General features: G+C 59.7%; 24 protein-coding genes. 14 read left to right on the plus strand and 10 right to left on the minus strand.

The genetic code is table 11. From position 1 onward, the window contains the following. Nucleotides 1-7: 7 nt before the first annotated feature. The 5 genes from AC07S6_RS20445 to AC07S6_RS20465 all read left to right on the plus strand — a co-directional run bounded on the left by AC07S6_RS20445 (nt 8) and on the right by AC07S6_RS20465 (nt 2980). Nucleotides 8-1081, plus strand: a complete 1074-nt coding sequence (locus AC07S6_RS20445) for a class I SAM-dependent methyltransferase (RefSeq protein WP_495112909.1) — start codon at nt 8-10, stop codon at nt 1079-1081. A 110-nt stretch (nt 1082-1191) separates the two neighbouring features. Further along, nucleotides 1192-1521, plus strand: a complete 330-nt coding sequence (locus AC07S6_RS20450; RefSeq protein ID WP_003191756.1) for a hypothetical protein — start codon at nt 1192-1194, stop codon at nt 1519-1521. 97 nt (nt 1522-1618) lie between these two features. After that, complete coding sequence (locus tag AC07S6_RS20455; RefSeq protein ID WP_197882373.1) at nt 1619-2065, plus strand: GNAT family N-acetyltransferase; 447 nt, start codon at nt 1619-1621, stop codon at nt 2063-2065. A 4-nt stretch (nt 2066-2069) separates the two neighbouring features. Next, a complete protein-coding gene (locus AC07S6_RS20460) occupies nt 2070-2330 on the plus strand; it encodes a hypothetical protein (protein WP_034126086.1) in 261 nt (86 codons plus the stop codon). A gap of 401 nt (nt 2331-2731) precedes the next feature. Further along, entirely contained in the window at nt 2732-2980 is a 249-nt protein-coding gene (locus AC07S6_RS20465; protein WP_495112910.1) for a DUF1652 domain-containing protein, read from the plus strand. Nucleotides 2981-2995: 15 nt separating this feature from the next. Here AC07S6_RS20465 and AC07S6_RS20470 read toward each other — a convergent pair whose 3' ends face one another. Further along, nucleotides 2996-3358, minus strand: coding sequence for an NUDIX hydrolase (locus AC07S6_RS20470; protein ID WP_034126084.1), 363 nt, complete (start codon nt 3356-3358; stop codon nt 2996-2998). A 126-nt stretch (nt 3359-3484) separates the two neighbouring features. Between AC07S6_RS20470 and AC07S6_RS20475 the strand changes: the two genes are divergently transcribed. The 3 genes from AC07S6_RS20475 to AC07S6_RS20485 all read left to right on the plus strand — a co-directional run bounded on the left by AC07S6_RS20475 (nt 3485) and on the right by AC07S6_RS20485 (nt 6315). Next, a complete protein-coding gene (locus AC07S6_RS20475) occupies nt 3485-4462 on the plus strand; it encodes a Gfo/Idh/MocA family protein (protein WP_495112911.1) in 978 nt (325 codons plus the stop codon). A 45-nt stretch (nt 4463-4507) separates the two neighbouring features. Next, the gene (locus tag AC07S6_RS20480) at nt 4508-5137 is read left to right on the plus strand and encodes a ribonuclease T2 family protein (RefSeq protein WP_495112912.1); all 630 of its coding nucleotides are present in this window, start codon (nt 4508-4510) and stop codon (nt 5135-5137) included. Nucleotides 5138-5727: 590 nt separating this feature from the next. Then, nucleotides 5728-6315: a LysE family translocator gene (locus AC07S6_RS20485; protein ID WP_495112913.1), complete on the plus strand. Its 588-nt coding sequence runs from the start codon at nt 5728-5730 to the stop codon at nt 6313-6315. On the opposite strand, the gene AC07S6_RS20490 is transcribed toward AC07S6_RS20485, so the two are convergent. From AC07S6_RS20490 to gloB, 8 genes are all read right to left on the minus strand, one after another. After that, nucleotides 6257-7150, minus strand: coding sequence for a helix-turn-helix domain-containing protein (locus AC07S6_RS20490; protein ID WP_495112914.1), 894 nt, complete (start codon nt 7148-7150; stop codon nt 6257-6259). The genes AC07S6_RS20485 and AC07S6_RS20490 overlap by 59 nt on opposite strands. Before the next feature lie 35 nt (nt 7151-7185). Next, complete coding sequence (locus AC07S6_RS20495; RefSeq protein WP_495112915.1) at nt 7186-8787, minus strand: ABC transporter ATP-binding protein; 1602 nt, start codon at nt 8785-8787, stop codon at nt 7186-7188. Between the two features lies 1 nt (nt 8788). Next, nucleotides 8789-9808 (minus strand): ABC transporter permease, encoded by a 1020-nt coding sequence (locus AC07S6_RS20500; RefSeq protein WP_003190688.1) that lies wholly within the window; start codon nt 9806-9808, stop codon nt 8789-8791. A 1-nt stretch (nt 9809) separates the two neighbouring features. Continuing rightward, nucleotides 9810-10883 (minus strand): microcin C ABC transporter permease YejB, encoded by a 1074-nt coding sequence (locus tag AC07S6_RS20505; protein WP_034126078.1) that lies wholly within the window; start codon nt 10881-10883, stop codon nt 9810-9812. Then, on the minus strand, nt 10884-12716 hold the full coding sequence (locus AC07S6_RS20510; protein ID WP_054920846.1) for an extracellular solute-binding protein: 1833 nt from the start codon (nt 12714-12716) through the stop codon (nt 10884-10886). It lies immediately after the preceding gene. Beyond that, complete coding sequence (locus AC07S6_RS20515) at nt 12713-14542, minus strand: extracellular solute-binding protein (RefSeq protein WP_495112916.1); 1830 nt, start codon at nt 14540-14542, stop codon at nt 12713-12715. Before AC07S6_RS20515 ends, AC07S6_RS20510 begins: the two co-directional genes overlap by 4 nt. Nucleotides 14543-14752: 210 nt before the next feature. Then, nucleotides 14753-16153, minus strand: a complete 1401-nt coding sequence (locus tag AC07S6_RS20520) for a transglycosylase SLT domain-containing protein (protein WP_020301567.1) — start codon at nt 16151-16153, stop codon at nt 14753-14755. 98 nt (nt 16154-16251) lie between these two features. Beyond that, nucleotides 16252-17019: a hydroxyacylglutathione hydrolase gene (gloB, locus tag AC07S6_RS20525; protein WP_020301566.1), complete on the minus strand. Its 768-nt coding sequence runs from the start codon at nt 17017-17019 to the stop codon at nt 16252-16254. Nucleotides 17020-17084: 65 nt separating this feature from the next. Here gloB and AC07S6_RS20530 point away from each other — a divergent pair, with 65 nt between their 5' ends. The 5 genes from AC07S6_RS20530 (at nt 17085) to AC07S6_RS20550 (ending at nt 21211) form a co-directional block, all read left to right on the plus strand. Continuing rightward, nucleotides 17085-17843 (plus strand): class I SAM-dependent methyltransferase, encoded by a 759-nt coding sequence (locus AC07S6_RS20530; protein ID WP_003190694.1) that lies wholly within the window; start codon nt 17085-17087, stop codon nt 17841-17843. A 31-nt stretch (nt 17844-17874) separates the two neighbouring features. After that, nucleotides 17875-18327 (plus strand): ribonuclease HI, encoded by a 453-nt coding sequence (gene rnhA / locus AC07S6_RS20535; RefSeq protein WP_003173571.1) that lies wholly within the window; start codon nt 17875-17877, stop codon nt 18325-18327. Nucleotides 18328-18374: 47 nt separating this feature from the next. Further along, entirely contained in the window at nt 18375-19289 is a 915-nt protein-coding gene (locus tag AC07S6_RS20540; RefSeq protein WP_495112917.1) for a helix-turn-helix domain-containing protein, read from the plus strand. Nucleotides 19290-19429: 140 nt separating this feature from the next. Then, the gene (locus tag AC07S6_RS20545; protein ID WP_495112918.1) at nt 19430-20533 is read left to right on the plus strand and encodes an NAD(P)-dependent alcohol dehydrogenase; all 1104 of its coding nucleotides are present in this window, start codon (nt 19430-19432) and stop codon (nt 20531-20533) included. Between the two features lie 105 nt (nt 20534-20638). Then, nucleotides 20639-21211 carry a nuclear transport factor 2 family protein gene (locus AC07S6_RS20550; protein WP_440841705.1) on the plus strand — a complete coding sequence of 191 codons (573 nt, stop codon included), beginning with the start codon at nt 20639-20641 and terminating at the stop codon, nt 21209-21211. A 10-nt stretch (nt 21212-21221) separates the two neighbouring features. Here AC07S6_RS20550 and AC07S6_RS20555 read toward each other — a convergent pair whose 3' ends face one another. After that, entirely contained in the window at nt 21222-21527 is a 306-nt protein-coding gene (locus AC07S6_RS20555; RefSeq protein ID WP_440841707.1) for a DUF2388 domain-containing protein, read from the minus strand. A 204-nt stretch (nt 21528-21731) separates the two neighbouring features. Between AC07S6_RS20555 and dnaQ the strand changes: the two genes are divergently transcribed. Then, entirely contained in the window at nt 21732-22472 is a 741-nt protein-coding gene (dnaQ, locus tag AC07S6_RS20560; protein WP_495112936.1) for a DNA polymerase III subunit epsilon, read from the plus strand. The last annotated feature ends 155 nt before the right edge of the window (nt 22473-22627 follow it).

A 22627-nucleotide genomic window follows, 5' to 3' on the forward strand; every position in this document is an offset into this window, starting at 1 on the left:
GCGACAGATGTCCAACGTTATGGAAGTTGATAAAGCCAAGGTCCAGCAGTTTTCGGCGCGCATCATGGAGGATTACGGCAACACGCTGCGCGGCGCCATGCTCTACATCGGCGACCAGCTCGGTTTGTTCAAGGCTTTGGCCGACGGCCAGGCGGTGACCCTGGAAGAGTTGGCGCACAAGACCGGCTACAATGCACGTTACTTGCGCGAATGGCTGGGCAGCATGGCCACCGGCAATTATGTGACCTACGACGCGCAAACCCGCCGTTACAAAATGCCCGCCGAGTTTGTGCCGGTGCTGGCCGATGAAGATTCGCCGTATTTTGCCGGTGGCATTATCCAGCTGAGCGTGCCGTTCGTGAGCATGGCGCCCAAGGTCATCGAGGCCTTCCGCCATGGTGGTGGTTGCGCTGAAGAGGCGTTCCCGCTGGAAACCTGGAAAGGCATGGAGCGCATGACCATGCCCTGGTACAAGCACTACCTGGTCCAGCACTGGATTCCATCCCTGGACGGCGTCGAAGAGAAGCTCAAGACCGGCGGCAGTGTGCTGGATTTCGGCTGCGGTGCGGGCCTTGCAGCGATCACCATGGCCAAGGCCTACCCCGAGGCGCGCATTGTCGGCTGCGATTTCCACCTGCCTTCCATCGAGTTGGCGCGGGCCAACGCCGAGGCGGCTGGTGTGGGTGACCGGGTGCAATTCGAGGTGAACGACTCCGATGCCTTGCGCGGCCAGCAATTCGACTTCGTGACCACCTTTGTGGTGATCCACGATGCCACCGACCCTCAGCAGATGCTCAAGGATTTGCGCGCCGCCACGGCCGAAGACGGTACCTACCTGATGGTGGAGCTCAACCTGTCCGAGGAACTGCACGAGAACATGAACCTGTTCGGGCGCGTCATGTACCCGCAGAGCACCCTCTATTGCATGACCTGTTCGCTGTCCCACGGTGGGGCAGGGCTGGGGGCGTTCATGGGCGAGAAGCGTGCCCGCCAGATGGCTGAGGCAGCCGGGTTCAGCCGCTTTCGTAAAGTGCCTTCGCAGTGGCCACCGATGCCGGCGCTGTTCGAACTCAAGCCTTGATAGGAAGCATCCGCGACTCGCTTTGCGCAGTAAGGCAATTTAATGGCCCCTTTGTAACAAAATCCTCGCCAAAATCACTTTTATTTTCAGGTGGTTAGGTGAGGATGCAAATGCGCTCTGTGGGAATGATGCTGATTGCCTGCTCCCTGGCCGGCGGCGCGACTGTCGCGCAGGCCAGGGAATTGCGCGAGGGTGACAAGTACATGTGCAGTTGGGGCGCAGGCACGGCCGCCAGGGCCCAGGAGCTAAAGTTATCCGGCGTTTCGCTGTACGCGGCCCGGCAGAAGATCCAGACCCTCAAGTTCAGCAAATCGTGGATGCGCATGATGGCCATGGGCATCACCGAGCAGACCTATGACAGCCGCTCAAGGCTCAAGCCCGAGGCGATTCGTCAGAGCTTTTATCAGGATTGCCTGCGCTACAAGGTGGCGCGCAAGTAATTCGTAGCCCCGCACCAGCCGTAGGGCCTTTACAAATCCACGACAAACCCCGTGTGAGTATTTGCATACAATTGCGCACTTCTTCATGGAGGCGGGTATGCAAGTGCTGATTCGAACGGCGACACCTGATGACGTCGACACGCTGTGCGCGATTCGCACCTCGGTGGTGCAAAACCACCTGAGCCTTGAACAGATGGCTGGCCTGGGGATTACCCCGCAGGTATTGAGCGACACGTTGCGTGCAGCACCTTGCGGCTGGATCGCTGAAGTGGACGGCCAGGCGGCGGGGTTTTCCATGGTCGACCTGGATGAAGGTGAAGTCTTTGCGATGTTCGTGCTGCCCTCGCATGAGAAGCTTGGGCTGGGCCGTCAACTGATGGCGCTGGCCGAGGCGGCTCTGTTTGAGCATCACGACACGCTCTACCTGGTGACTGATGGGCGTGATGAAATCCGCGCCAATGGGTTCTATCAGCGCCTGGGCTGGTCCGTCGTGGGCCCGGTCGATGGTGATGACGTTCGTTATGAAAAGAGCAGGGCGCCATAAGGCCATGAATGCCCCAGAGCCTCCATCGTCCAACGGCTTGCGCTACCTCGCGGTGGGTGTGCTGGGCATCGCCGTGCTGCTGGGCTTCTATTTCATTCAACTCAACGCCAAGGTCGACCGCCAGCGCGAAGAGGCGGCTGAACGCCTGACGCTGTGTCGTCATCTGGAAGCCGTGGTGGGTGCCACTGCTTCCAGTCGTGAGGCCCTTCAAGAAACATGCAGGCAGTTAAGTGAACAGTTACTTGAAAGCGCTACGCCCGATTAATAACCATTTTTTATACAGGGACTTACTGTCGTTACTTGCACCAAAAAGTAGCACGACTACTGCCTTCTACCTTAAAAAATATGTGGTTATTGAATGACTTACGACGCTTTCAATCCGACGAAAGGATTAAAATAATCTTGTTACATGTTTTTACAATCGCTACTATAGCCGGGCGTTCACCTCCCACGGTTTATGCATTTTTAAATCCCAAGTTTCCATCAGCTACTTGGGATTTTTTTTGCCCGCGATTTAATCTCGGCCTGTCGTTCATTGCCGGTGACGCCCTACTAAAGTGAGGGCTGGCTAACACTTTTGCATTAATTGTCCGGCGGCCGGCAAAACCTTATCTATGCTGCTTGCATCACCTCAATCGGGTAGAACCCAGGGACGGGGGGCTGATCATGATTTGCATCACCGAATTCAACCGCATCATGGCCTCAGGCTTCCTGCCGCTTGCGTGTGAGTGCTGCCTCAATAGCGACGGCTCGCTGCGCATCAGCGTGTTCGAGCCTGCGTCCGGTCGTGTCGACTTGCTGCTGACCCGCGTATCACCCGAAGGCCTGGACAGCATCCGTGCCATCTCCAACCTGATTGGTGAGTTGCGTACCGAGATAAAGGCCGGGCGCCGTGGGTTTGCTGCGGTAGGTTAGCGGCCGTCCAGCGCGTCAGAGGCGCCGCAGAAAGGATTTGACGATGTGGCGGGTGGCGTCTGTGGTGTCCAGCTTGTCCAGGGCGCTGTAGGCATACCACTGGCAATCGACAATCTCGTTGCACGGCCGCGCCTCGTCGATATTGACCACCGAGGCCTCGAACACATGGTGGACGGTGTCGCGGGCCTTGAGCTCCTGCAGGTACAGCAAGCCGTCCACGTTTAAACCGGTTTCTTCTTCCAGCTCGCGTTCCGCCGCGCCTACCGGGCGCTCGTGCGCTTCTACTTTCCCGCCGGGCAATGCCCATTTTGATCTGGCCTTGCGTACGAAGAGGATATGCCCCTCATGTTCGCAAATGACGGTCGCCCTAATTTTCATCGAATGTGCCCCCGCGCCGGATGAATGTCATAAAAGTGTAATGCAATTGTCATGCTAAGTGATTATGGCGCGCCAGGGCCTGTATGTGGATACTGCCCGATTGACGAATACGACCGAGGACATTAGATGAAGACCATACGCTGGGGCATGATCGGCTGTGGCAGTGTCACTGAATTGAAGAGTGGACCGGCTTTCTATAAAGCGCCAGGTTCGGCATTGGTCGCGGTGATGGGGCGGCGTGCCGAGGCGGTGCGCGATTATGCGGCGCGCCATGGCATTGCCCGTTGCTATACCGATGCCCAGGCCTTGATCGATGACCCCGAGGTGGATGCGGTCTACATCGCCACTCCGCCCGACAGTCACCTTGAGTACGCCCTGAGAGTGGCCGCGGCGGGCAAACATTGTTGCGTCGAAAAGCCGATGTCGCTGAATGCTGAACAGAGCGCGTTGATGCAGCGCACATTCGAGCGCGCCGGGCTGCATCTGTTTGTCTCCTACTACCGGCGTTCATTGCCACGCTTTCAGCAAGTGCGCACCTGGCTGCAGGAAGGCCGTATCGGTGAGTTGCGCCACCTGACCTGGACCTTGTGCAAACCCGCTGCCGTAACAGACTCCGACGCCACCAATTGGCGCACCGATCCGGCCATTGCCGGTGGCGGTTACTTTGCCGACCTGGCGAGCCATGGGTTCGACCTGTTCCAGTACCTGGCCGGGGACATCGTCGAGGTCTCAGGCTTTTCGGCGCGACAGGCTGGGCGCTACGCGGCAGAAGATGCCGTGACGGCCTGCTGGACATTTGCCAGCGGTGCATTGGGCATGGGCTGCTGGAATTTTGTGGCGGACCGACGCGAAGACCGGGTCGAACTGATCGGCAGTCGCGGCCGTATTCAGTTTTCGGTGTTCGAGGACCAGCCGCTGCGTCTTGAAGGCGAGACCACCGAGGTGTTGGACGTGCCGTGTCACACCCATATTCAATGGCACCACGTCCTGAACATGAACGCGCATATTCGTGGCGAGGCCGAGCATCCGTCGCTGGCCATCGAAGCGCTGAAGACCGATATCATCCTGGACAAGGTGTTACACCGTTATTCCCAGCATCCCTAGCCGTGGCAATAGCGTAAGGCTTCACTCTTTTAAAGGAATACCGGGATGAAATACTGGATGGTGGTGTGGCTGCTGATCGCCACCGCGACAACGGCGGCGCCACGCAGCCAAGGGCAGGCGGGTGAGTTTGATTTCTATGTGCTATCGCTCTCGTGGTCACCCACGTTTTGCCTCACGCACCCAGGCAACGAGCAATGCTCAGGTAAAGGCTACGGCTTTGTGCTGCATGGCTTGTGGCCGCAATACGCGCGGGGAGGGTGGCCGGCGTCCTGTACACCGCAGGTGCGCTTGAGCGAGGCAGAAATGGACAAGGGCGCGGCGCTGTTTCCTACCCGCGCGCTGCTCAAGCATGAGTGGGCCAAGCATGGCACCTGCAGTGGGCTGGAGCCGTTGGAGTATCTGGAGAAGACCGATGTGGCGCTCGGTGCGGTTGCCATTCCGCAGCAACTGCAGCCGTTCAATACGCCGCCTTCATTGCAGGCCAACGAGATCGAGGCGCTGTTTCGCGAGAGCAACCCACGCATGGGCAACCACGGTATGGCAGTGATCTGCAAGGGCAAGGTGCTGTCGGAAGTGCGGGTGTGCCTGACCAAGGATCTCGCGTTTGCCGGTTGCCCGCGCAGTGTGAAGAGCCAATGTCGGAGGGGCAATATTCGTATTCCCACCCAGCGCTGAGAGATGCCCTGGATCCCACTATGAAAGCTGGCTTGTTGGGTCGCCGTATCGCTGCGATGGCGGCGTGCCAGCCGATGGCTATCTACCTGACGCCCCCGCGATCCAACTGTGGGAGCTGGCTTGCCTGCGAAGACGGCCTCACAGTCGACACCGTAATACCGAGTACCTATCCATTCCTGCGGTAACGGCTACTTAGGGTTCCGCCCTGACGGCGTCTCACTTTTGAAAAGCCGGAATGCCGGCCCAGACAAAAGTAAGCAAAACGCTCTTGCCCCACCACGTTACCCACGAATTCAAGCCTGCGTTCGGCCAGCGTGGTTTAACGGGGCGCCTGAGATCAAGATCAAAAGCAGATCAAGATCAAGAGCGGCTCGCTTCGCATCGTGGTTACCTGTGGGCGGCACATTCGACATCTCTGTCGATTGAACGGCCGCCATCGCAGGCAAGCCAGCTCCCACAGTTGATCTCGGGGGCACTAATCAGATCAGCGTCCGTTTCTGAAGTACCCAGGGGCATTTTCTTCAATACCCTGGTGTCCGCTGCGCGGTACCGTGATCTAAACCTCGTTTGGGATCACAAAAGGAACTGCAATGAGCTTGATTCTCTCCATGGCCGCCTTTGCCCTGGCCACGTCCATCACGCCGGGACCGGTGAATGTGGTCGCTTTAAGTTCTGGCGCACGTTTTGGTTTCGTCGCCAGCCAGAAACATGTCTTTGGCGCCGCCGTGGGTTTTACCTTGTTGTTGGTGTTGATCGGCCTGGGGTTGCATGAAGTATTAGTGCGCTGGCCGATCCTGATTCAATTGATCCGCTGGGGCGGCGTGGCGTTCTTGTTGTATATGGCTTGGAAGCTGGCGGTGGATGATGGCCGGCTGGACGCTGACGGTACGGACACCGCGCCGTCGATGTTGTATGGCGCGATCATGCAGTGGCTCAACCCGAAAGCCTGGCTGGCGTGTGTGGCAGGCATGGGGTTGTTCGTGGCCGATGGCGATGCGGCGCAGGTATGGTTGTTTGCCGCGCTTTACCTGGTGATCTGCTACCTGTCGGTGGCGTGCTGGGCGTATGCGGGGACGTTTTTGCGCCGCTACTTGAACAACCCCAAAGGTGTGCGCCTGTTCAACCGCTCAATGGCCGCGTTGCTGGTGGCCAGTGTGGGTTATTTGCTGATGGCTTGAGGTTCTCGCGGTATTGCCCCGGCGTGGCCGCGAAGTGTTGTTTGAAGGTGCGCTGGAAGTGCGCCTGGTCGGCAAAGCCCGCGGCCAGGGCGACGTCGGCAATCAGTGCGCCATTGCGCAGTTGGCTGCGGGCGAACTGGATGCGTCGGTTGACCATGAAGGCGTGGGGCGTCAAGCCGTAATACTGCTTGAATGCGCGGATCAGATAAGACGGCGACAGTTCAGCGGCCTGGCAGATGTCTTCGAGTTTCAAGGCCTGCGTGCAGTGGGCGCGGATGTAGTCTGCGGCGCGTTCCAGTTTGTGGTTGACCTCGCGTACCGGCGTCAGCGAAGGGTTCAGGCGCTGTTGCACCTCGGTGAAGTAACTCACTAGCGCGCTCTGTTTTTGCAGCAGTTCGGCCTGCTCATCCAGCAGTGTCCGGTACAGGTCGAGCAAACCGTGGTACAGCACCGGCTCGCGCGTATGGGGCGTGTCGAATGCTCGGTAGCCCTGGTCGGTACTGAATCCCAGCTGGTATTGCAGGTCGGTCAGCCAGGGCGTGTCCAGGTACAGCATGTGGTAGGACCAGGGCTGGTCATGGATGGGGTTGCACGCATGCACATCGCCTGGGTTCATCAGCACCACGGTGCCGGCGCTGATTTCGAAGGTGCGCGCGCCGTAGTGGTAATAGCTGCAGCCGGTGGTGATCGCACCGATGGAAAAATGCTCATGGGCGTGCCGGGTGTAAGTGACCTTGCGCCCGTCGGCGATGGTGCGCGCTTCGATGAACGGCAGGCGTTCGTCGCGCCAGAAGCGCGGCGTGTCTGCGGGACGGGCGATTGGGCTGAGCGACATGGCGTTATTTCTCCTGCATTTGCACCCGCGTGCCGTCAGGCCGGCACCAAAAAAGCTGCCTTGAGCAACTGCCGGGTATAGGCATGTTGCGGGTCAGCAAAAATAGCCTGGGCATCGCCTTGCTCCACCACCTGGCCTTGCTTGACCACCATCAACTGGTGACTCAGCGCCTTCACCACTGCCAGGTCATGGCTGATAAACAGGTAGGTCAGGTTGTACTTGGCCTGCAAACCGCGCAGCAACTCTACCACCTGGCGCTGTACCGTGCGGTCCAGGGCCGAGGTGGGTTCGTCCAGCAGGATCAGGCGCGGCTTGAGCACCAGCGCTCGGGCGATAGCGATGCGTTGGCGCTGGCCACCGGAGAATTCATGGGGGTAGCGATGCCGGGATTCGGGGTCCAGGCCCACTTCCTTGAGCGCCGCGATAATCGCCGCTTCCTGTTCGGCGGGCGTGCCCATCTTGTGGATACGCAGGCCTTCGCCAACGATCTCGCTGACGCACATGCGCGGGCTCAGGCTGCCGAACGGGTCCTGGAACACCACCTGCATTTCCCGGCGCAACGGGCGTACCTGCTGTTGGCTGAGGCGGTCCAGTTGCTGGCCTTCGAAGCGAATCCCGCCCTGGCTGCCGATCAGGCGCAAAATTGCCAGGCCCAGGGTGGACTTGCCCGAGCCACTTTCGCCAACGATGCCCAGGGTTTGGCCCTGGGGCAGGCTGAAGTTGATGCCGTCCACAGCCTTGACGTAATCCACGGTATTGCGCAAAAAGCCTTTCTTGATCGGAAACCAGACTTTCAGGTCGTCCACTTCCAGCAGCGGAGGGCCGACATCATTGTTGGCTGGCCCACCACTGGGCTCCGCCGCGAGCAATTCCTGGGTGTAGGGATGCCGGGGCGACTGGAACAGTGTCTCGCAATCGGCCTGTTCAACGATGCAACCTTGCTGCATCACACACACACGGTGGGCGATGCGCCGTACCAGGTTGAGGTCGTGGCTGATCAGCAGCAGCGCCATGCCCAGCCGCGCCTGCAGCTCCTTGAGCAATTCCAGAATCTTCAACTGCACGGTGACATCCAGCGCCGTGGTCGGCTCGTCGGCAATCAACAACTCCGGCTCGTTGGCCAGAGCCATGGCGATCATCACTCGCTGGCGCTGGCCGCCGGACAGCTCGTGAGGCAACGCCTTGAGGCGTTTGTGTGGCTCGGGGATACCCACCAGCTCCAGCAATTCCAACGTGCGCTGGGTGGCGACCTTGCCGGTCAGGCCCTTGTGCAGGCCGAGCACTTCGTTGATCTGTTTTTCGATGGAATGCAGCGGGTTCAACGAGGTCATCGGCTCCTGGAAGATCATCGCAATACGATTGCCGCGTATATGCCGCAGGGTCTTCTCTTTGAGCGTCAGCAGGTCTTGCCCTGAATACTCGATAGTGCCCGACGGATGCCTGGCCAACGGGTAGGGCAGCAGGCGCAGGATCGAATGGGCGGTGACCGATTTGCCCGAACCGCTTTCACCCACCAGCGCCAGAGTTTCGCCGCGCTTGATGTCGAAGCTGACGTGGTTGACCACCCGGTGGTGATGCTCGCCGGTGACGAATTCGACACTGAGGTCGCGGATTTCGATCAGATTGTCCGGATTCATCTCATTTCCTCGGGTCGAACGCATCGCGAGCGGACTCGCCGATAAACACCAACAAGCTCAACATGATCGCCAGCACCGCGAAGGCACTCATGCCCAGCCACGGCGCTTGCAGGTTGGACTTGCCCTGGGCCACCAGCTCACCCAGCGACGGCGAACCTGCCGGCAGCCCGAAGCCGAGAAAGTCCAGAGCGGTGAGGGTGCCAATGGCGCCGGTGAGGATGAAGGGCAGGAAGGTCATGGTCGAGACCATCGCATTGGGCAGGATGTGACGAAACATGATCGCGCCGTTCTGCATGCCCAGCGCCCGAGCCGCGCGCACGTACTCCAGGTTGCGCCCGCGCAGGAACTCGGCGCGCACCACATCCACCAGGCTCATCCAGGAAAACAGCAGCATGATCCCCAGCAGCCACCAGAAGTTGGGTTGCACGAAGCTGGCCAGGATGATCAGCAGGTAGAGCACCGGCAAGCCGGACCAGATCTCCAGGAAACGTTGCCCGGCCAGGTCGACCCAACCGCCATAAAAGCCCTGCAAGGCGCCGGCAATCACGCCGATGATCGAGCTGAGTATGGTTAGGGTCAGGGCGAAGAGCACCGATACACGAAAGCCGTAGATCACCCGCGCGAGCACATCGCGCCCTTGGTCATCGGTGCCCAGCAGGTTGACCGAGGACGGCGGCGCCGGGGCCGGGACTTTCAGGTCGTAATTGATGCTCTGGTAGCTGAACGGAATCGGTGCCCACAAGGTCCAGGCATCCTTGGCTTTTAGCAGCTCCTGGATGTACGGGCTCTTGTAGTTGGCTTCCAGCGGGAATTCACCGCCGAAGGTAGTCTCCGGGTAGCGCTTGAGCGCCGGGAAGTACCAGCCGCCGTCGAAGTGCACCGCCAGGGGCTTGTCGTTGGCGATCAACTCGGCGCCCAGGCTCAGCACGAACAGCACCAGGAACAGCCACAGCGACCACCAGCCACGCTTGTTGGCTTTGAACCGCTCGAACCGGCGGCGATTGAGGGGGGACAGGTTCATCTCAATGCTCCCGGCTGGCAAAGTCGATACGTGGATCGACCAGGGTGTAGGTGAGGTCGCCGATCAGTTTCACGATCAGCCCCAGCAGGGTGAAGATAAACAGCGTGCCGAACACCACCGGGTAGTCACGGTTGATCGCCGCTTCAAAGCTCATCAGGCCCAGGCCGTCGAGGGAGAAGATCACCTCCACCAGCAACGAGCCGGTAAAGAAGATGCCAATGAAGGCCGAAGGGAAACCGGCGATCACCAGCAGCATGGCGTTGCGGAACACGTGGCCATACAGCACGCGGCGGTTGGTCAGGCCCTTGGCCTTGGCGGTGACCACGTACTGCTTGTTGATCTCGTCTAGAAAGCTGTTCTTGGTCAGCAGGGTCATGGTCGCAAAGTTGCCGATCACCAGGGCGGTGACGGGCAGCGCCAGGTGCCAGAAGTAATCGAGGATCTTGCCGCCCCAGCTCAACTCCTCGAAGTTGTTGGAGGTGAGCCCGCGCAAGGGGAACCAGTCGAAATAACTGCCACCGGCAAACACCACGATCAGCAGAATCGCAAACAGGAACGCCGGTATCGCGTAGCCGACGATGATCGCCGAGCTGGTCCACACATCGAAATGGCTGCCGTGGCGCGTGGCCTTGGCGATCCCCAGGGGGATGGACACCAGGTACATGATCAGGGTGCTCCACAACCCGAGGGAAATGGACACCGGCATCTTCTCCTTGATCAGGTCGATGACCTTGGCGTCCCGGAAAAAGCTGTCACCGAAGTCCAGCTGGGCGTAGTTCTTGACCATGATCCACAAGCGTTCCGGCGCCGACTTGTCGAAGCCGTACATCTTTTCGATTTCCTTGATCAGCGCCGGGTCCAGGCCTTGGGCGCCACGGTAGCTGGAACCGGCCACCGCGACTTCGGCGCCGCCGCCAGCAATGCGGCTGGTGGCGCCGTCGAAGCCTTCGAGCTTGGCGATCATTTGCTCCACCGGGCCGCCGGGAGCGGCCTGGATGATGACGAAGTTGATCAGCAAGATCCCGAACAGCGTGGGGATGATCAGTAACAGGCGGCGAACAATATAGGCCAGCATTTAATCGCCTCCGCTCGCCGCATCGGCGCGTGTGTCCAGGGGGACGGCAGGTGTGACGTCGGGTTTGCTCCACCAGGTCGCGGTGCCGACGTCGTAGCGTGGCGAGACCTTGGGGTGGCCCAGGTGGTCCCAGTACGCCACGCGGAAGGTCTTGATGTGCCAGTTGGGAATCACGTAGTAACCAAACTGCAGCACACGATCCAGCGCCCTGGCGTGGGCGATCAGGCTTTGCCGCGAACCGGCGTCAATCAACTCTTCCACCAACTGGTCGACCGCGGGGTCCTTGAGGCCCATGTAGTTGCGGCTGCCGGGCTTGTCGGCGCTGGAGGATTTCCAGAACTCGCGCTGCTCGTTACCCGGCGAGGTGGATTGCGGGAAGCTGCCCACCAGCATGTCGAAGTCGCGCGAGCGCAGGCGGTTGACGAACTGCGAGACGTCCACGCGACGAATCACCAGGTCGATGCCCAGGTCTGCCAGGTTGCGCTTGAACGGCAGCAGGATGCGCTCGAACTCGGTCTGGGCCAGCAGGAACTCGATGGTCACTGGCTTGCCGGTGCTGTCGACCATTTTGTCGTCAACAATCTTCCAGCCCGCTTCCTGCAGCAGTTGGTAGGCCTCGCGTTGCTGGGTGCGGATCATGCCGCTGCCGTCGGTGTGGGACGGTTCGAACGCCTGGGTGAAGACTTCGCCAGGGATCTTGTCGCGCAGCGGCTCGAGAATCGCCAGCTCGTCCGGACCGGGTAGGCCGGTGGCGGCCATTTCCGAGTTTTCGAAATAGCTGCGGGTACGGGTGTAGGCACCGTTGAACAGCTGTTTGTTGCTCCATTCGAAATCCAGCAACAGGCTGATGGCCTTGCGCACCCGCACGTCCTGGAACATCGGCTTGCGCATGTTGAACACGAAGCCCTGCATGCCGGTGGGGTTGCCGTTGGGGATTTCTTCCTTGATCAAGCGGCCCTCTTTCACCGCTGGAATATTGTAGGCATTGGCCCAGTTCTTGGCGCTGAACTCCAACCAGTAGTCGAACTGCCCGGCCTTCAAGGCTTCCAGGGAGACGGTGCTGTCGCGGTAGTAATCGGTGATGCGGGTATCGAAGTTGTAGAAGCCCTTATTGACCGGCAGGTCCTTGGCCCAATAATCCTTGACCCGCTCGTAGCGAATCATACGGCCTGGCTTGACCTCCGCCACTTGGTAAGGCCCGCTGCCCAGGGGGATTTCCAGGTTGCCCTTGGAGAAATCCCGGCTGGCCCACCAGTGTTTGGGCAGTACTGGCAACTGCCCAAGGATCAACGGCAACTCGCGGTTGTTGGTGCGCTTGAACTTGAACAGCACGCGCAACGGGTCTTCGGCCACGACTTCATCGACGTCGGCGTAGTAGTTGCGGTACAGCGGGTTGCCTTCCTTGATCAGGGTCTGGAAGGTAAACACCACATCTTCGGCGCGGATCGGATGGCCGTCATGGAAGCGCGCTTCGGGGCGCAGATAGAAGCGCACCCAGCTGTTGTCCGGGGCTTTTTCGATCTTGCCGGCCACCAGTCCGTATTCGGTGATGGGTTCGTCCAGGCTTTGCATGGCCAGGGTGTCGTAGATCAGCGGCAGGTTGTCTGCCGGTACGCCCTTGCTGATATAGGGGTTAAGGCTGTCGAAGCCGCCCATGGCCGATTCGCGAAAGGTCCCGCCCTTGGGGGCGTCGGGGTTTACGTAGTCAAAATGCTTGAAGTCGGCGGGGTACTTGGGTGGCTCGTTGTAGAGGGTCAGCGCATGTTGTGGCGCGGCGTGCGCCGCTGTGCACAGCAACAGGCTGGCGAGCAGGGTAGTACGCAAGGACATCATTGGGCTTTCTCCGAAGCTTTCAGCCACCATGCGCTCAGGCCCAGGCTGTAGGGCGGCGTGGTGACGAAGGCGAACCGGTTGCGGTACGCCAGGCGATGATAGTTGAGGTACCAGTTGGGAATGCTGTAGTGCTGCCACAGCAGCACTCGATCCAGGGCGCGGCCGGCAGCCAGTTGTTCTTCGCGGGTCTGTGCCGCCAGCAGTTGGTCCAGCAGGTGGTCGACCACCGGGTTGGCGATACCGGCGTAATTCTTGCTGCCCTTGATTGTGGCCTGGCTGGAGTGGAAGTACTGCCACTGCTCAAGGCCGGGGCTCAAGGTCTGGTTGAGAGTCATCAGAATCATGTCGAAATCGAATTGATCGAGGCGCTGTTTGTACTGTGCGCGGTCAACGGTGCGCAAGCGGGCGTCGATGCCGATGCGGGTCAGATTTTCGACATAGGGTTGCAGGATGCGCTCAAGGTTCGGGTTGACCAGCAGGATTTCCAGGCGCAGCGGTTGCCCGTCCTTATCGAGCAGGCGCTGCCCCGACAGTTTCCAGCCGGCCTCGCTGAGCAGGGCCAGGGCCTGGCGCAGGGTTTCGCGGGGGATGCCGCGGCCATCGGTGTGCGGCAGGCTGAACGGTTGGGTAAACAGCGCGGCCGGCAGTTGGTCGCGGTAGGGCGAGAGCATCAACCACTCATGGCCCACGGGCAGACCGGTGGCCGAGAATTCACTGTTGGGGTAATAGCTCACCGAACGCTTGTAGGCGCTGCTGAATAGCGTGCGGTTGGTCCATTCAAAATCGAACATCAACCCCAGGGCTTCACGCACCTTGGCCTGGCTGAATGCCGGTCGCCGGGTATTCATGAACAGGCCCTGGCTCTGAGTGGGGATCTGATGGGCGATCTGCGCCTTGATCACATCGCCGCGGTTGACCGCCGGGAAGTTGTAGCCGGTGGCCCAGTTCTTGGCCTGATGCTCGATATAAATGTCGAATTCACCGGCCTTGAAGGCTTCAAAGGCCACGTCGCTGTCGCGATAGAACTCTACTTCGACCTTGTCGTAGTTATAGAAACCCTGGTTGACCGGCAGGTCTTTGCCCCAGTAACTCTTGACCCGTTCAAACACCAGTTGCCGCCCAGGCGCAACCTTGGTAATGCGATAGGGCCCACTGCCCAGGGGCGGCTCGAAGGTGGTGGCCTTGAAGTCACGGTTTTTCCAATAGTGCTGGGGCAGCACCGGCAACTCGCCCAGGCGCAGGATCAGCAAGGGATTGCCGGCGCGCTTGAACACAAAGCGGATACGGTGAGGGTTGAGGATATCGACCCGGGCCACTTCCTGCAGGTTGGTGCGGTACTGCGGGTGGCCTTCGGTCAGCAGGGTGCGATAGGAAAACGCCACGTCATCGGCGGTGATCGGCTTGCCGTCGTGAAAGCGTGCTTCGGGGCGCAGGTTGAACACCACCCAACTGCGGTCCTCGCTGTATTCCACCGATTGGGCAATCAGGCCGTAACTGGAGGTGGGTTCATCGCCGGACGGCGCGTATTGCCCAGTGCCCACCATCAAGGGTTCATTGAGCTCGTTGACACCGTACTGCAGGAAATTGGCGGTGGAAACCGGGCTTGAACCTTTGAAGGTGTAGGGGTTGAGCGTATCGAAGGTGCCAAATGCCATCACCCGCAATGTCCCGCCTTTGGGCGCTGCAGGGTTTACCCAATCGTAATGGGTGAATTTGGCCGGGTACTTGAGTGTGCCGAACTGCGCATAACCGTGGCTTTCGGTGATCGTCGCGTTCGCCGCAAAGCTCAAGGCCAGGCTTATTAGTAGAAGGAGGGGACGCTTCAAGTCAGAGATCCGATCCAGGCGGCTTGGGCTTTATGATCGGTACAGTAACAGCTTGTTCCGGTTGTAAAAAGCATCTTGAAATTGGCTGTAGGCCCATGTGGGAGCGGGCTTGCTCGCGAATAGGGTGGCACATCAACATCTCTGTTGACTGACACACTGCATTCGCGAGCAAGCCCGCTCCCACAGGGGTTCCCAAGAATGCCTGAGGCCTTAGCGCGGCCCGGAAACCACCAGCATCTGCCCAGGCTTCAATGCCTGGCCGGTGCGCGGGTTCCAACGCTTGAGATGTTGCATCTCGACATTGAAACGCTTGGCCACCATGTACAGCGAGTCACCTTTCTTGACCTTGTACTGCACCGGTTTTTTCGCCGCGACTTTACGCGTGTCCTGCATCACCAGGGTCTGGCCGACCTTGAGGGCCTGGCCGTTGAGCTTGTTCCAGCGCTGCAGGTCATGCACATCGACCTTGTTGGCCTTGGCGATCAACGTGAGGTTGTCGCCACTGCGTACCTTGTAGCTGCGGGTCCGCCCGGCGACCGCCTTGGTCTCGACTTCGTCGAACACCGGCTTTTTCGGGCGCATACTCAGCAATTCTTCCGGCTTCATCGTCGAAAGGGTGCTGGTCAGCAGTTGGGCCTTGGAGGTTGGTACCAGCAGATGCTGGGGGCCATCCAGAGTGGTGCGTTGTTTCAAGGCTGGGTTGAGCTGGAACAGTTCGTCTTCGTCGATCTCGGCCAGCGCGGCAACCCGTGACAGGTCCATGCTTTGCTTGACTTCAACCACTTCGAAGTACGGCGTGTTAGCAATTGGGTTCAGGTTGACGCCATAGGCCTCGGGCGCCAGTACTACTTGGGACAAGGCCAGGAACTTGGGCACATAGTCCTTGGTTTCCTGAGGCAGGGGCAGGTTCCAGTAGTCAGTGGGCAGGCCGAGCTTTTCGTTGCGCTCGATTGCCCGGCTGACCGTGCCTTCGCCGGCGTTATAGGCCGCCAGGGCCAGCAGCCAGTCGCCGTTGAACATGTCATGCAGACGCGTCAGATAGTCCAGGGCGGCGGTGGTGGAGGCCGTGATGTCGCGGCGGCCATCGTAGGCGCGGGTCTGGCGCAGGTTGAAGTAGCGCCCGGTGGAGGGAATGAATTGCCACAAGCCCACCGCATCGCTGCGCGAATAGGCCATTGGGTTGTAGGCACTTTCAATCACTGGCAGCAGCGCCAGCTCCAGGGGCATGTTGCGTTCTTCAAGGCGCTCGACGATGTAATGAATGTAGAGGCTGCCGCGTTCGCCGGCATTCTCCAGAAAGGAGGGGTTACTGGCGAACCACAGGCGCTGTTGCTCGATGCGCGGGTTGACGCCGACACCGTCCTGCAATTGAAAGCCCCGACGCATGCGTTCCCAGACGTCCTGGGGTACTTCGGGGCTGGGCTTCTCTGATAGCCAAATAGGTTTTTGCTTGATCTTGGCAGCAAGATTCGGTTTGGGTTGCACGGTGGATTGTGCAGCGTAATTGGTCGATTGGCAGCCCGCCAGAGTCGCGGAAACGGCCACCGCCACGGCTTGAGCCAGGCGGGTCAATGCGTCTGAAGAAATGGATTTACGAATAGATGACGACATTGGCTGGAAGTAAGTTCCGGGCAAAAATGTCGGGCGATTCTAGAAAGCGCTTTGGTTCCGGTCAACCATTCAGAAATTACGTATCAGATTGCATCTGGTTAGAACTTATCTTTCCAAGCCCTCAAGCTAGCAAACACCTCGGCCCCAGAGCGGTTGTCGCGGCCGTTCCGTTCGTCCGCTTTTTGTTTAACGGATGTTTCAGCGGTGCGCAGAAAAGGGTTAGTACGTTTTTCCAGGGCCAGGTTGGATGGCAGCGTCATCTGGCCACGGGCGCGAAGTTGGGCGACATTTTCCACCCGTTCGGCGATGTCGGCGTTGTGCGGTTCCACGGCCTGGGCAAATTTCAAGTTACTTTGCGTGTATTCGTGGGTGCAGTACACCTGCGTATCGGCGGGCAGGGCGGCCAGGCGTTCCAGAGAGTTGTACATCTGTTCGGGTGTGCCTTCGAACAGGCGACCGCAACCCGCGGCGAACAAGGTATCGCCACACAGCAATACGCCCTGGTGGTAAAAGGCGATGTGGCCGAGGGTGTGGCCAGGCACGGCGTACACGTCGAAGTCCCAGCCCAGCACGCTGATACGGTCGTTATCCTGCAAGGCCACATCCCGCGCCGGGATCTTTTCGTTGGCCGGGCCGTAGACCGTGGCGCCGGTGACAGTTTTCAGTTGCTCCACACCGCCCACATGATCATGGTGATGATGGGTGACCAGAATGTCGCTGAGGCGCCACTCGGCATTCTGCTTGAGCCAGGCCAGTACTGGCGCGGCATCGCCGGGGTCGACCACGGCGCAGCGCCGGGTCGTGGGGTCTTGTAACAACCAGATGTAGTTGTCGGTGAAGGCGGGTAGGGCACTGATCTGTATCATTCTTCGATTCGCCAAGCTGAACACATTGGTGCATCTTAGAACGTCTAGGCGAGTTGGAGAATGCAATGACTGATAAAGCGTTCGCCCAGGCCGATCCTGAGTGGCTGGCCCTGATCAGCGCCGCCCGCGAATGGTTGTCCGGGCCGATTGGGCAGTTTTTGCTGGAAGAAGAGCGGCGCATGCTCGAAGACGAGCTGGGCCGGTTCTTTGGTGGCTACCTGGTGCATTACGGGCCGTCGGCCGACACGCCGCCCTCGGCACCGCAGGTGCAACGCAATGTGCGCCTGGGTGCACCGTTGCCGGGCGTGGAGATCGTCTGCGAGGAACAGGCCTGGCCCTTGAGCGAACACGCCGCCGATGTAGTGGTGTTGCAGCACGGCCTGGATTTCTGCCTGTCGCCCCACGGTTTGTTGCGCGAAGCGGCGAGCAGCGTGCGCCCTGGTGGCCATTTGCTGATTGTCGGCATCAACCCCTGGAGCAGTTGGGGCCTGCGCCGTGTGTTCGCCCATGACGGACTGCGTCAGGCGCGTTGCATCGCGCCATCACGGGTGGGCGACTGGCTCAACCTGCTGGGCTTCGCGCTGGAGAAACGCCGCTTCGGGTGCTATCGTCCGCCGCTTGCGACGGCCAAGTGGCAGGGCCGCCTGGCCGGTTGGGAACGCCGCGCAGGGGCCTGGCAGCTGTCGGGTGGTGGCTTCTATTTGCTGGTTGCACGCAAGATCGTGGTCGGGCTGCGACCGGTGCAACAAGTGCGCCGCGAGCCGATCGGCAAGCTCGTGCCGATGCCGTTGGCCAAGGTCAACCGCGAACAACGCGAACCGTAAAACCTCTTTTTGATTTCAGGCCGAATAACCGATGACCGATAGCGTAGAACTCTTCACCGATGGAGCCTGCAAGGGCAACCCCGGCCCGGGCGGCTGGGGCGCCTTGCTGGTGTGCAAGGGCGTGGAGAAGGAACTGTGGGGCGGCGAAGCCAATACCACCAATAACCGCATGGAACTGATGGGCGCGATTCGCGGCCTCGAAGAACTCAAGCGGCGCTGCAACGTACTCCTGGTGACCGACTCGCAGTATGTGATGAAGGGCATCAACGAGTGGATGGTCAACTGGAAAAAACGCGGCTGGAAAACGGCGGCCAAGGAGCCGGTCAAGAACGCCGACCTGTGGCAATTGCTCGATGAACAGTGCAACCGTCACGACATTACCTGGAAATGGGTGCGCGGGCACATCGGCCACCCTGGCAACGAGCGCGCCGACCAGTTGGCCAACCGTGGCGTGGATGAAGTGCGCGGCTACAAGCAGAGCTGAATCAACGACATCGCAGCGGCCGTTCGAATACTACCCGGGAGCGCGGAATGTCCTTTTCACCTCATGCCGATGTCCAGGCCTTTCTTGACGAAGCGGTGGAGAGTGAGCCTGAGGGGCTCAGTTATACGCCTCCACGGATTTCGCAGATGATCCGCCGTGAGCTGCCGCCATGGGGCGCTATTGAATGTGTGCAGGTGGCACAACGCGCTCATCGTTTTGAAATGCGCCGCCAGCAGCACCAGTTCGTGCTGTATCGACAGGGGGCGGTCAGTGATGGCGAGGTCAGCATCGATGGCTTGCGCTTGGCTGGGCCTCGGGCCTTGGACCAGCTCATTGACTTCATCCCCGCCGGTTGCCTATTCGAAGGTTGGGCCGGGGAGCGTGCCCGAGTGGGGTATGTGCTGGTGTCGATTGACGAGGAGCGATTGGCGGCAGCCTGTCCAAGCTACCGGGTGCAGAAGGATCTCAAGCCGCTGATCAGTTGCCATGATGGATTTGTGCGAGCTCTGCTCGAGCGGTTGGATCAGGTGGTGCGTGGCGGCAAGACCGATACCTTGTATCTGGAAACCCTGGTCATGCTGTTGATGCAGGAGCTGCGTGTACTGCAACAACTGCCTGAGGTCGTACTGGTGAACGCAGGTGAGCTGGGGCGGGCGCAGCGCCAGCGGTTGATCGATTACATCGAGGCGTCCCTGGCCAACGAAGTACGCCTGGCCGATTTGTCAAACATCGTCAATCTCAGCCCCTATCATTTTTCTCGGATATTCCGGCGCACGTTCGGCATGTCACCGTACCAGTACCTACTGCTGTGTCGGGTCAACCGGGCCAAACACTTGATCACCACCACCGACCGCAGTCTGCTGGATATTGCCCTGGAGACCGGATTTGCCGGCGCCAGCCAGTTCTCTCGTGCGTTCCGCCGGATTGTCGGGCAGTCCGCCAGTGAGTTGCGTCGGCCCTAGGCTCCGTTGCATTGCGCAATAAGCGTCAACACGTCAGCAAGTAAGGTAAAGCGACCTGCGGACCTGCTCGTTAATCTGGCTTCAATGGTTGGTTACCTCGGTAATCAATAACAAGCCACTGATCGTGCGAGAGAGATCCAATGAAAATCCTGGCTGCTGTGACTGAAGGCAAAGGCCCGCTGTTTGATGTGCGCCCCTTGCAACTGGACACTGTGCGCAGCGATGAAGTGCGCGTCAGAATCATTGCCACCGGCATTTGCCATACCGACCTTGCCGTGCGTGACCGCCAGATTGCGGTGGCAATGCCCGTGGTGCTCGGTCACGAAGGGGCGGGTGTCGTCGAGCAAGTCGGGCCGGGTGTCAGCCATGTGCAGGTGGGTGACAAGGTTATCCTGTCCTTGGGCTTCTGCGGTCAGTGCAGTCATTGTGCCAGTGGGTTGCCAAGTTACTGTGATGAACATTTTGACTACAACTGGAAAGCCTCTCGTGCCGATGGCTCGGTGGCACTGCATGACAACGGGCGGCCGGTGCACAGCCACTTTTTCGGCCAGTCTTCATTCGCTAATTACGCGGTGGTGAGCGCCAGCAGCCTGGTCAAGGTGGCGGATGATGCACCACTGGAGTTTCTGGGGCCCTTTGCCTGTGGCGTGATGACCGGGGCAGGCGCAGTCATGAACACGCTCAAGCCAGCCCCTGGCACTGCCATCGCCGTCTTCGGCATGGGGGCCGTCGGCCTCAGTGCGGTCATGGCGGCACGCGTGATGGGTTGCAATCCGATCATCGCAATAGACACGCAACCCTCACGCCTGACGGTGGCTCGGGAGATGGGGGCCACGCAACTGATTGACGCGAACCAGGCTGACGCAACGCAGCAAGTCATGGCTCTGACCGGCGGCCGGGGAGTGAAATACGCCGTTGAATGCGCTGGCCATGTTGGTGTGATGGCCAATGCCGTCAGCGTCTTGGAAGAGGGCGGTGAGGCCGTGCTGACTGGTGTGGTCGCGCCTGGCACCCAACTGTCTCTGGATGTCATGCAACTGATCCGCGGCCGTGTGGTGCGGGGCAGCATCATGGGGGACGCGGTGCCTTCAGTGTTCCTGCCGCGGTTGGTGGACTTGTTCAAGCAGGGCCGTTTCCCGGTAGACAAAATGATCCGCTTCTACGATCTGAAACACATCAATCAGGCCATCGCCGATATCCACTCTGGCGACACCATCAAGGCTGTCCTGCGCATGCCCCATTGATTCATAGCTCGTACAGGTGCGGTCAGGCCATGGCCGCACCGGCAAAGCCGTGCGCGCAGTAAAACCGTATCAACCCGTCAATCAAGCGAAAGTGAGGTAGTAAACATGATGAGTCTTCGTGGATGGTTATTGGGCTTGTTGGTCACCACGGCAGTCTTTGCCGCAGGCGTTAACGCTCAACCCAAAGCAACGATTAAGGAGCAGGGCGGCTTTTACTATTTGTCGCCGGGGTACACCACTGCCGACGTGGCGGATTTTTATTGGCGCAGCTTGAATGGCTGGTCGGAACATCCGGCCCAGATGGCTAAGTATTATGTTCAGGATGGCGTTTACGAACTGGCTTATGCGCCAGTCCACGACTTCCCGAGTGTCGGTTTCAAGCGCGCAAACAAGGGGCGTCAAGAGCTAACGAATTACTTCACTGATTTCAGTAAGCAAATGGGCCATCTGACGTACAGCGATCCCAAGACCTGGACGCTGCTTGAGACCACCGAAAAAGGCACCTATGTATTCGAGTACACCAGTGACGGCGTCATTCGCTCCAGTGGCAGGCCTTATCACCAGACCTTTATTGCCATTTTGCGTATGGCCAAGGACGGGCAGATCCAGTCTGTGCGCGAGTACTGGGACCCCTACGTAGCCTTGCGAGATTTTGACCTGATCAAAAAGACCCAGTGAGCATAGCCGATTAGAGGGCTAGGATTGCACGGGCGAGTTGCTCGTCCGTGCAATGTAGATCCGCCCTCATCCGGCGAATGTGCTCGAACGCCGACTCCAGCGCAACGCCACGTATATCACCCTGGCTTGCGACAAACGACGCGGCATCGGCCTTGGCCGCCAGCACGATCTTATCGTCCTTGAAGCTGCTGCTGGTGCCTCCTGTGGCACTCATCGACAGGCTCACCAGCGCGTCAGTCGTCATGACAAAACTGGTGGCCTGCACACTCGCGGCGCAGAGCAGGCAGGGGATAAACAGCCATTTTAGCGTGCACATGAATCCGGGTAGTCCGCATTAAGAATAAGGCGTGCAGGCTAACAACGGGCGCGGGAGCAAACTGCAGCAGGTTTGCTAAACCTTGTAAAAAACTGTTGGGCGACCCGCCGTGGTTTTTTGCCATGGGGCGCATCGGTTCGGGAGCGTGCTAATATCCCGCCCCTTGAAATGCACCAAACCGTTGAGAGCTGAACCCTGATGGCCATCCGATCTGTTGTACTCGATACCGAAACCACCGGCATGCCGGTGACCGATGGTCACCGGATCATCGAAATCGGCTGTGTCGAACTGATGGGGCGCCGCCTGACCGGTCGCCACTTCCACGTCTACCTGCAACCGGACCGCGACAGTGATGAGGGCGCGATTGGCGTCCACGGCATCACTGACGAATTCCTCAAGGGCAAGCCGCGCTTCGCCGAAGTGGCCGATGAGTTCTTCGAATTCATCAATGGCGCCCAGTTGATCATCCATAACGCGGCGTTCGACATCGGCTTCATCAATAACGAGTTTGCCCTGATGGGGCAGACCGACCGTGCGGACATCTCCCAGCACTGCACGATCCTCGATACCCTGATGATGGCCCGCGAGCGTCATCCGGGCCAGCGCAACAGTCTTGATGCCTTGTGCAAACGTTATGGCGTCGACAACTCCGGCCGTGAACTCCACGGCGCCTTGCTTGACTCCGAGATCCTGGCCGACGTTTACCTGACCATGACCGGCGGGCAGACCAGCCTGTCCCTGGCCGGTAATGCATCCGATGGCAGCGGTTCGGCTGAAGGTTCGGGCAACCGCCCTTCGGAAATCCGCCGGCTGCCGGCTGACCGCAAGCCGACGCCGATCATCTGTGCCAGCGAGCAGGACCTGGCCGAGCATGCGGCGCGGCTGGAGGCGATTGCCAAGGCTGCGGGTGCGCCGGCGTTGTGGACTCAACTCACTCAACAATAACCGCTCATGTAGGAGCAGGCTTGCAGCCATGGGTACTTACACAGTTGCATCTGTGGCGAGGGAGCTTGCTCCCGTGACGGCCTGCCAGCCAACACCTATCTACCTGACGCTGCGCGATCAAACTGGGGGAGCTGGCTTGCCTGCGATAGCGGCCT

The sequence above is a fragment of the Pseudomonas sp. GW821-FHT07B01 genome, assembly GCF_059419065.1.

What these genes read in the sequence shown, in the direction of transcription:
- AC07S6_RS20450 (WP_003191756.1), top strand. Translation starts at nt 1,192, where the DNA reads ATGCGCTCTGTGGGAATGATGCTGATTGCCTGCTCCCTGGCCGGCGGC.
- gloB (WP_020301566.1), bottom strand. Translation starts at nt 17,019, where the DNA reads ATGATACAGATCAGTGCCCTACCCGCCTTCACCGACAACTACATCTGG.
- AC07S6_RS20455 (WP_197882373.1), top strand. Translation starts at nt 1,619, where the DNA reads ATGCAAGTGCTGATTCGAACGGCGACACCTGATGACGTCGACACGCTG.
- AC07S6_RS20445 (WP_495112909.1), top strand. Translation starts at nt 8, where the DNA reads ATGTCCAACGTTATGGAAGTTGATAAAGCCAAGGTCCAGCAGTTTTCG.
- AC07S6_RS20555 (WP_440841707.1), bottom strand. Translation starts at nt 21,527, where the DNA reads ATGTGCACGCTAAAATGGCTGTTTATCCCCTGCCTGCTCTGCGCCGCG.
- AC07S6_RS20485 (WP_495112913.1), top strand. Translation starts at nt 5,728, where the DNA reads ATGAGCTTGATTCTCTCCATGGCCGCCTTTGCCCTGGCCACGTCCATC.
- AC07S6_RS20540 (WP_495112917.1), top strand. Translation starts at nt 18,375, where the DNA reads ATGTCCTTTTCACCTCATGCCGATGTCCAGGCCTTTCTTGACGAAGCG.
- AC07S6_RS20465 (WP_495112910.1), top strand. Translation starts at nt 2,732, where the DNA reads ATGATTTGCATCACCGAATTCAACCGCATCATGGCCTCAGGCTTCCTG.
- AC07S6_RS20470 (WP_034126084.1), bottom strand. Translation starts at nt 3,358, where the DNA reads ATGAAAATTAGGGCGACCGTCATTTGCGAACATGAGGGGCATATCCTC.
- AC07S6_RS20495 (WP_495112915.1), bottom strand. Translation starts at nt 8,787, where the DNA reads ATGAATCCGGACAATCTGATCGAAATCCGCGACCTCAGTGTCGAATTC.
- AC07S6_RS20530 (WP_003190694.1), top strand. Translation starts at nt 17,085, where the DNA reads ATGACTGATAAAGCGTTCGCCCAGGCCGATCCTGAGTGGCTGGCCCTG.
- rnhA (WP_003173571.1), top strand. Translation starts at nt 17,875, where the DNA reads ATGACCGATAGCGTAGAACTCTTCACCGATGGAGCCTGCAAGGGCAAC.
- AC07S6_RS20545 (WP_495112918.1), top strand. Translation starts at nt 19,430, where the DNA reads ATGAAAATCCTGGCTGCTGTGACTGAAGGCAAAGGCCCGCTGTTTGAT.
- AC07S6_RS20460 (WP_034126086.1), top strand. Translation starts at nt 2,070, where the DNA reads ATGAATGCCCCAGAGCCTCCATCGTCCAACGGCTTGCGCTACCTCGCG.
- AC07S6_RS20520 (WP_020301567.1), bottom strand. Translation starts at nt 16,153, where the DNA reads ATGTCGTCATCTATTCGTAAATCCATTTCTTCAGACGCATTGACCCGC.
- AC07S6_RS20480 (WP_495112912.1), top strand. Translation starts at nt 4,508, where the DNA reads ATGAAATACTGGATGGTGGTGTGGCTGCTGATCGCCACCGCGACAACG.
- AC07S6_RS20490 (WP_495112914.1), bottom strand. Translation starts at nt 7,150, where the DNA reads ATGTCGCTCAGCCCAATCGCCCGTCCCGCAGACACGCCGCGCTTCTGG.
- AC07S6_RS20510 (WP_054920846.1), bottom strand. Translation starts at nt 12,716, where the DNA reads ATGATGTCCTTGCGTACTACCCTGCTCGCCAGCCTGTTGCTGTGCACA.
- AC07S6_RS20550 (WP_440841705.1), top strand. Translation starts at nt 20,639, where the DNA reads ATGATGAGTCTTCGTGGATGGTTATTGGGCTTGTTGGTCACCACGGCA.
- AC07S6_RS20500 (WP_003190688.1), bottom strand. Translation starts at nt 9,808, where the DNA reads ATGAACCTGTCCCCCCTCAATCGCCGCCGGTTCGAGCGGTTCAAAGCC.
- AC07S6_RS20475 (WP_495112911.1), top strand. Translation starts at nt 3,485, where the DNA reads ATGAAGACCATACGCTGGGGCATGATCGGCTGTGGCAGTGTCACTGAA.
- AC07S6_RS20505 (WP_034126078.1), bottom strand. Translation starts at nt 10,883, where the DNA reads ATGCTGGCCTATATTGTTCGCCGCCTGTTACTGATCATCCCCACGCTG.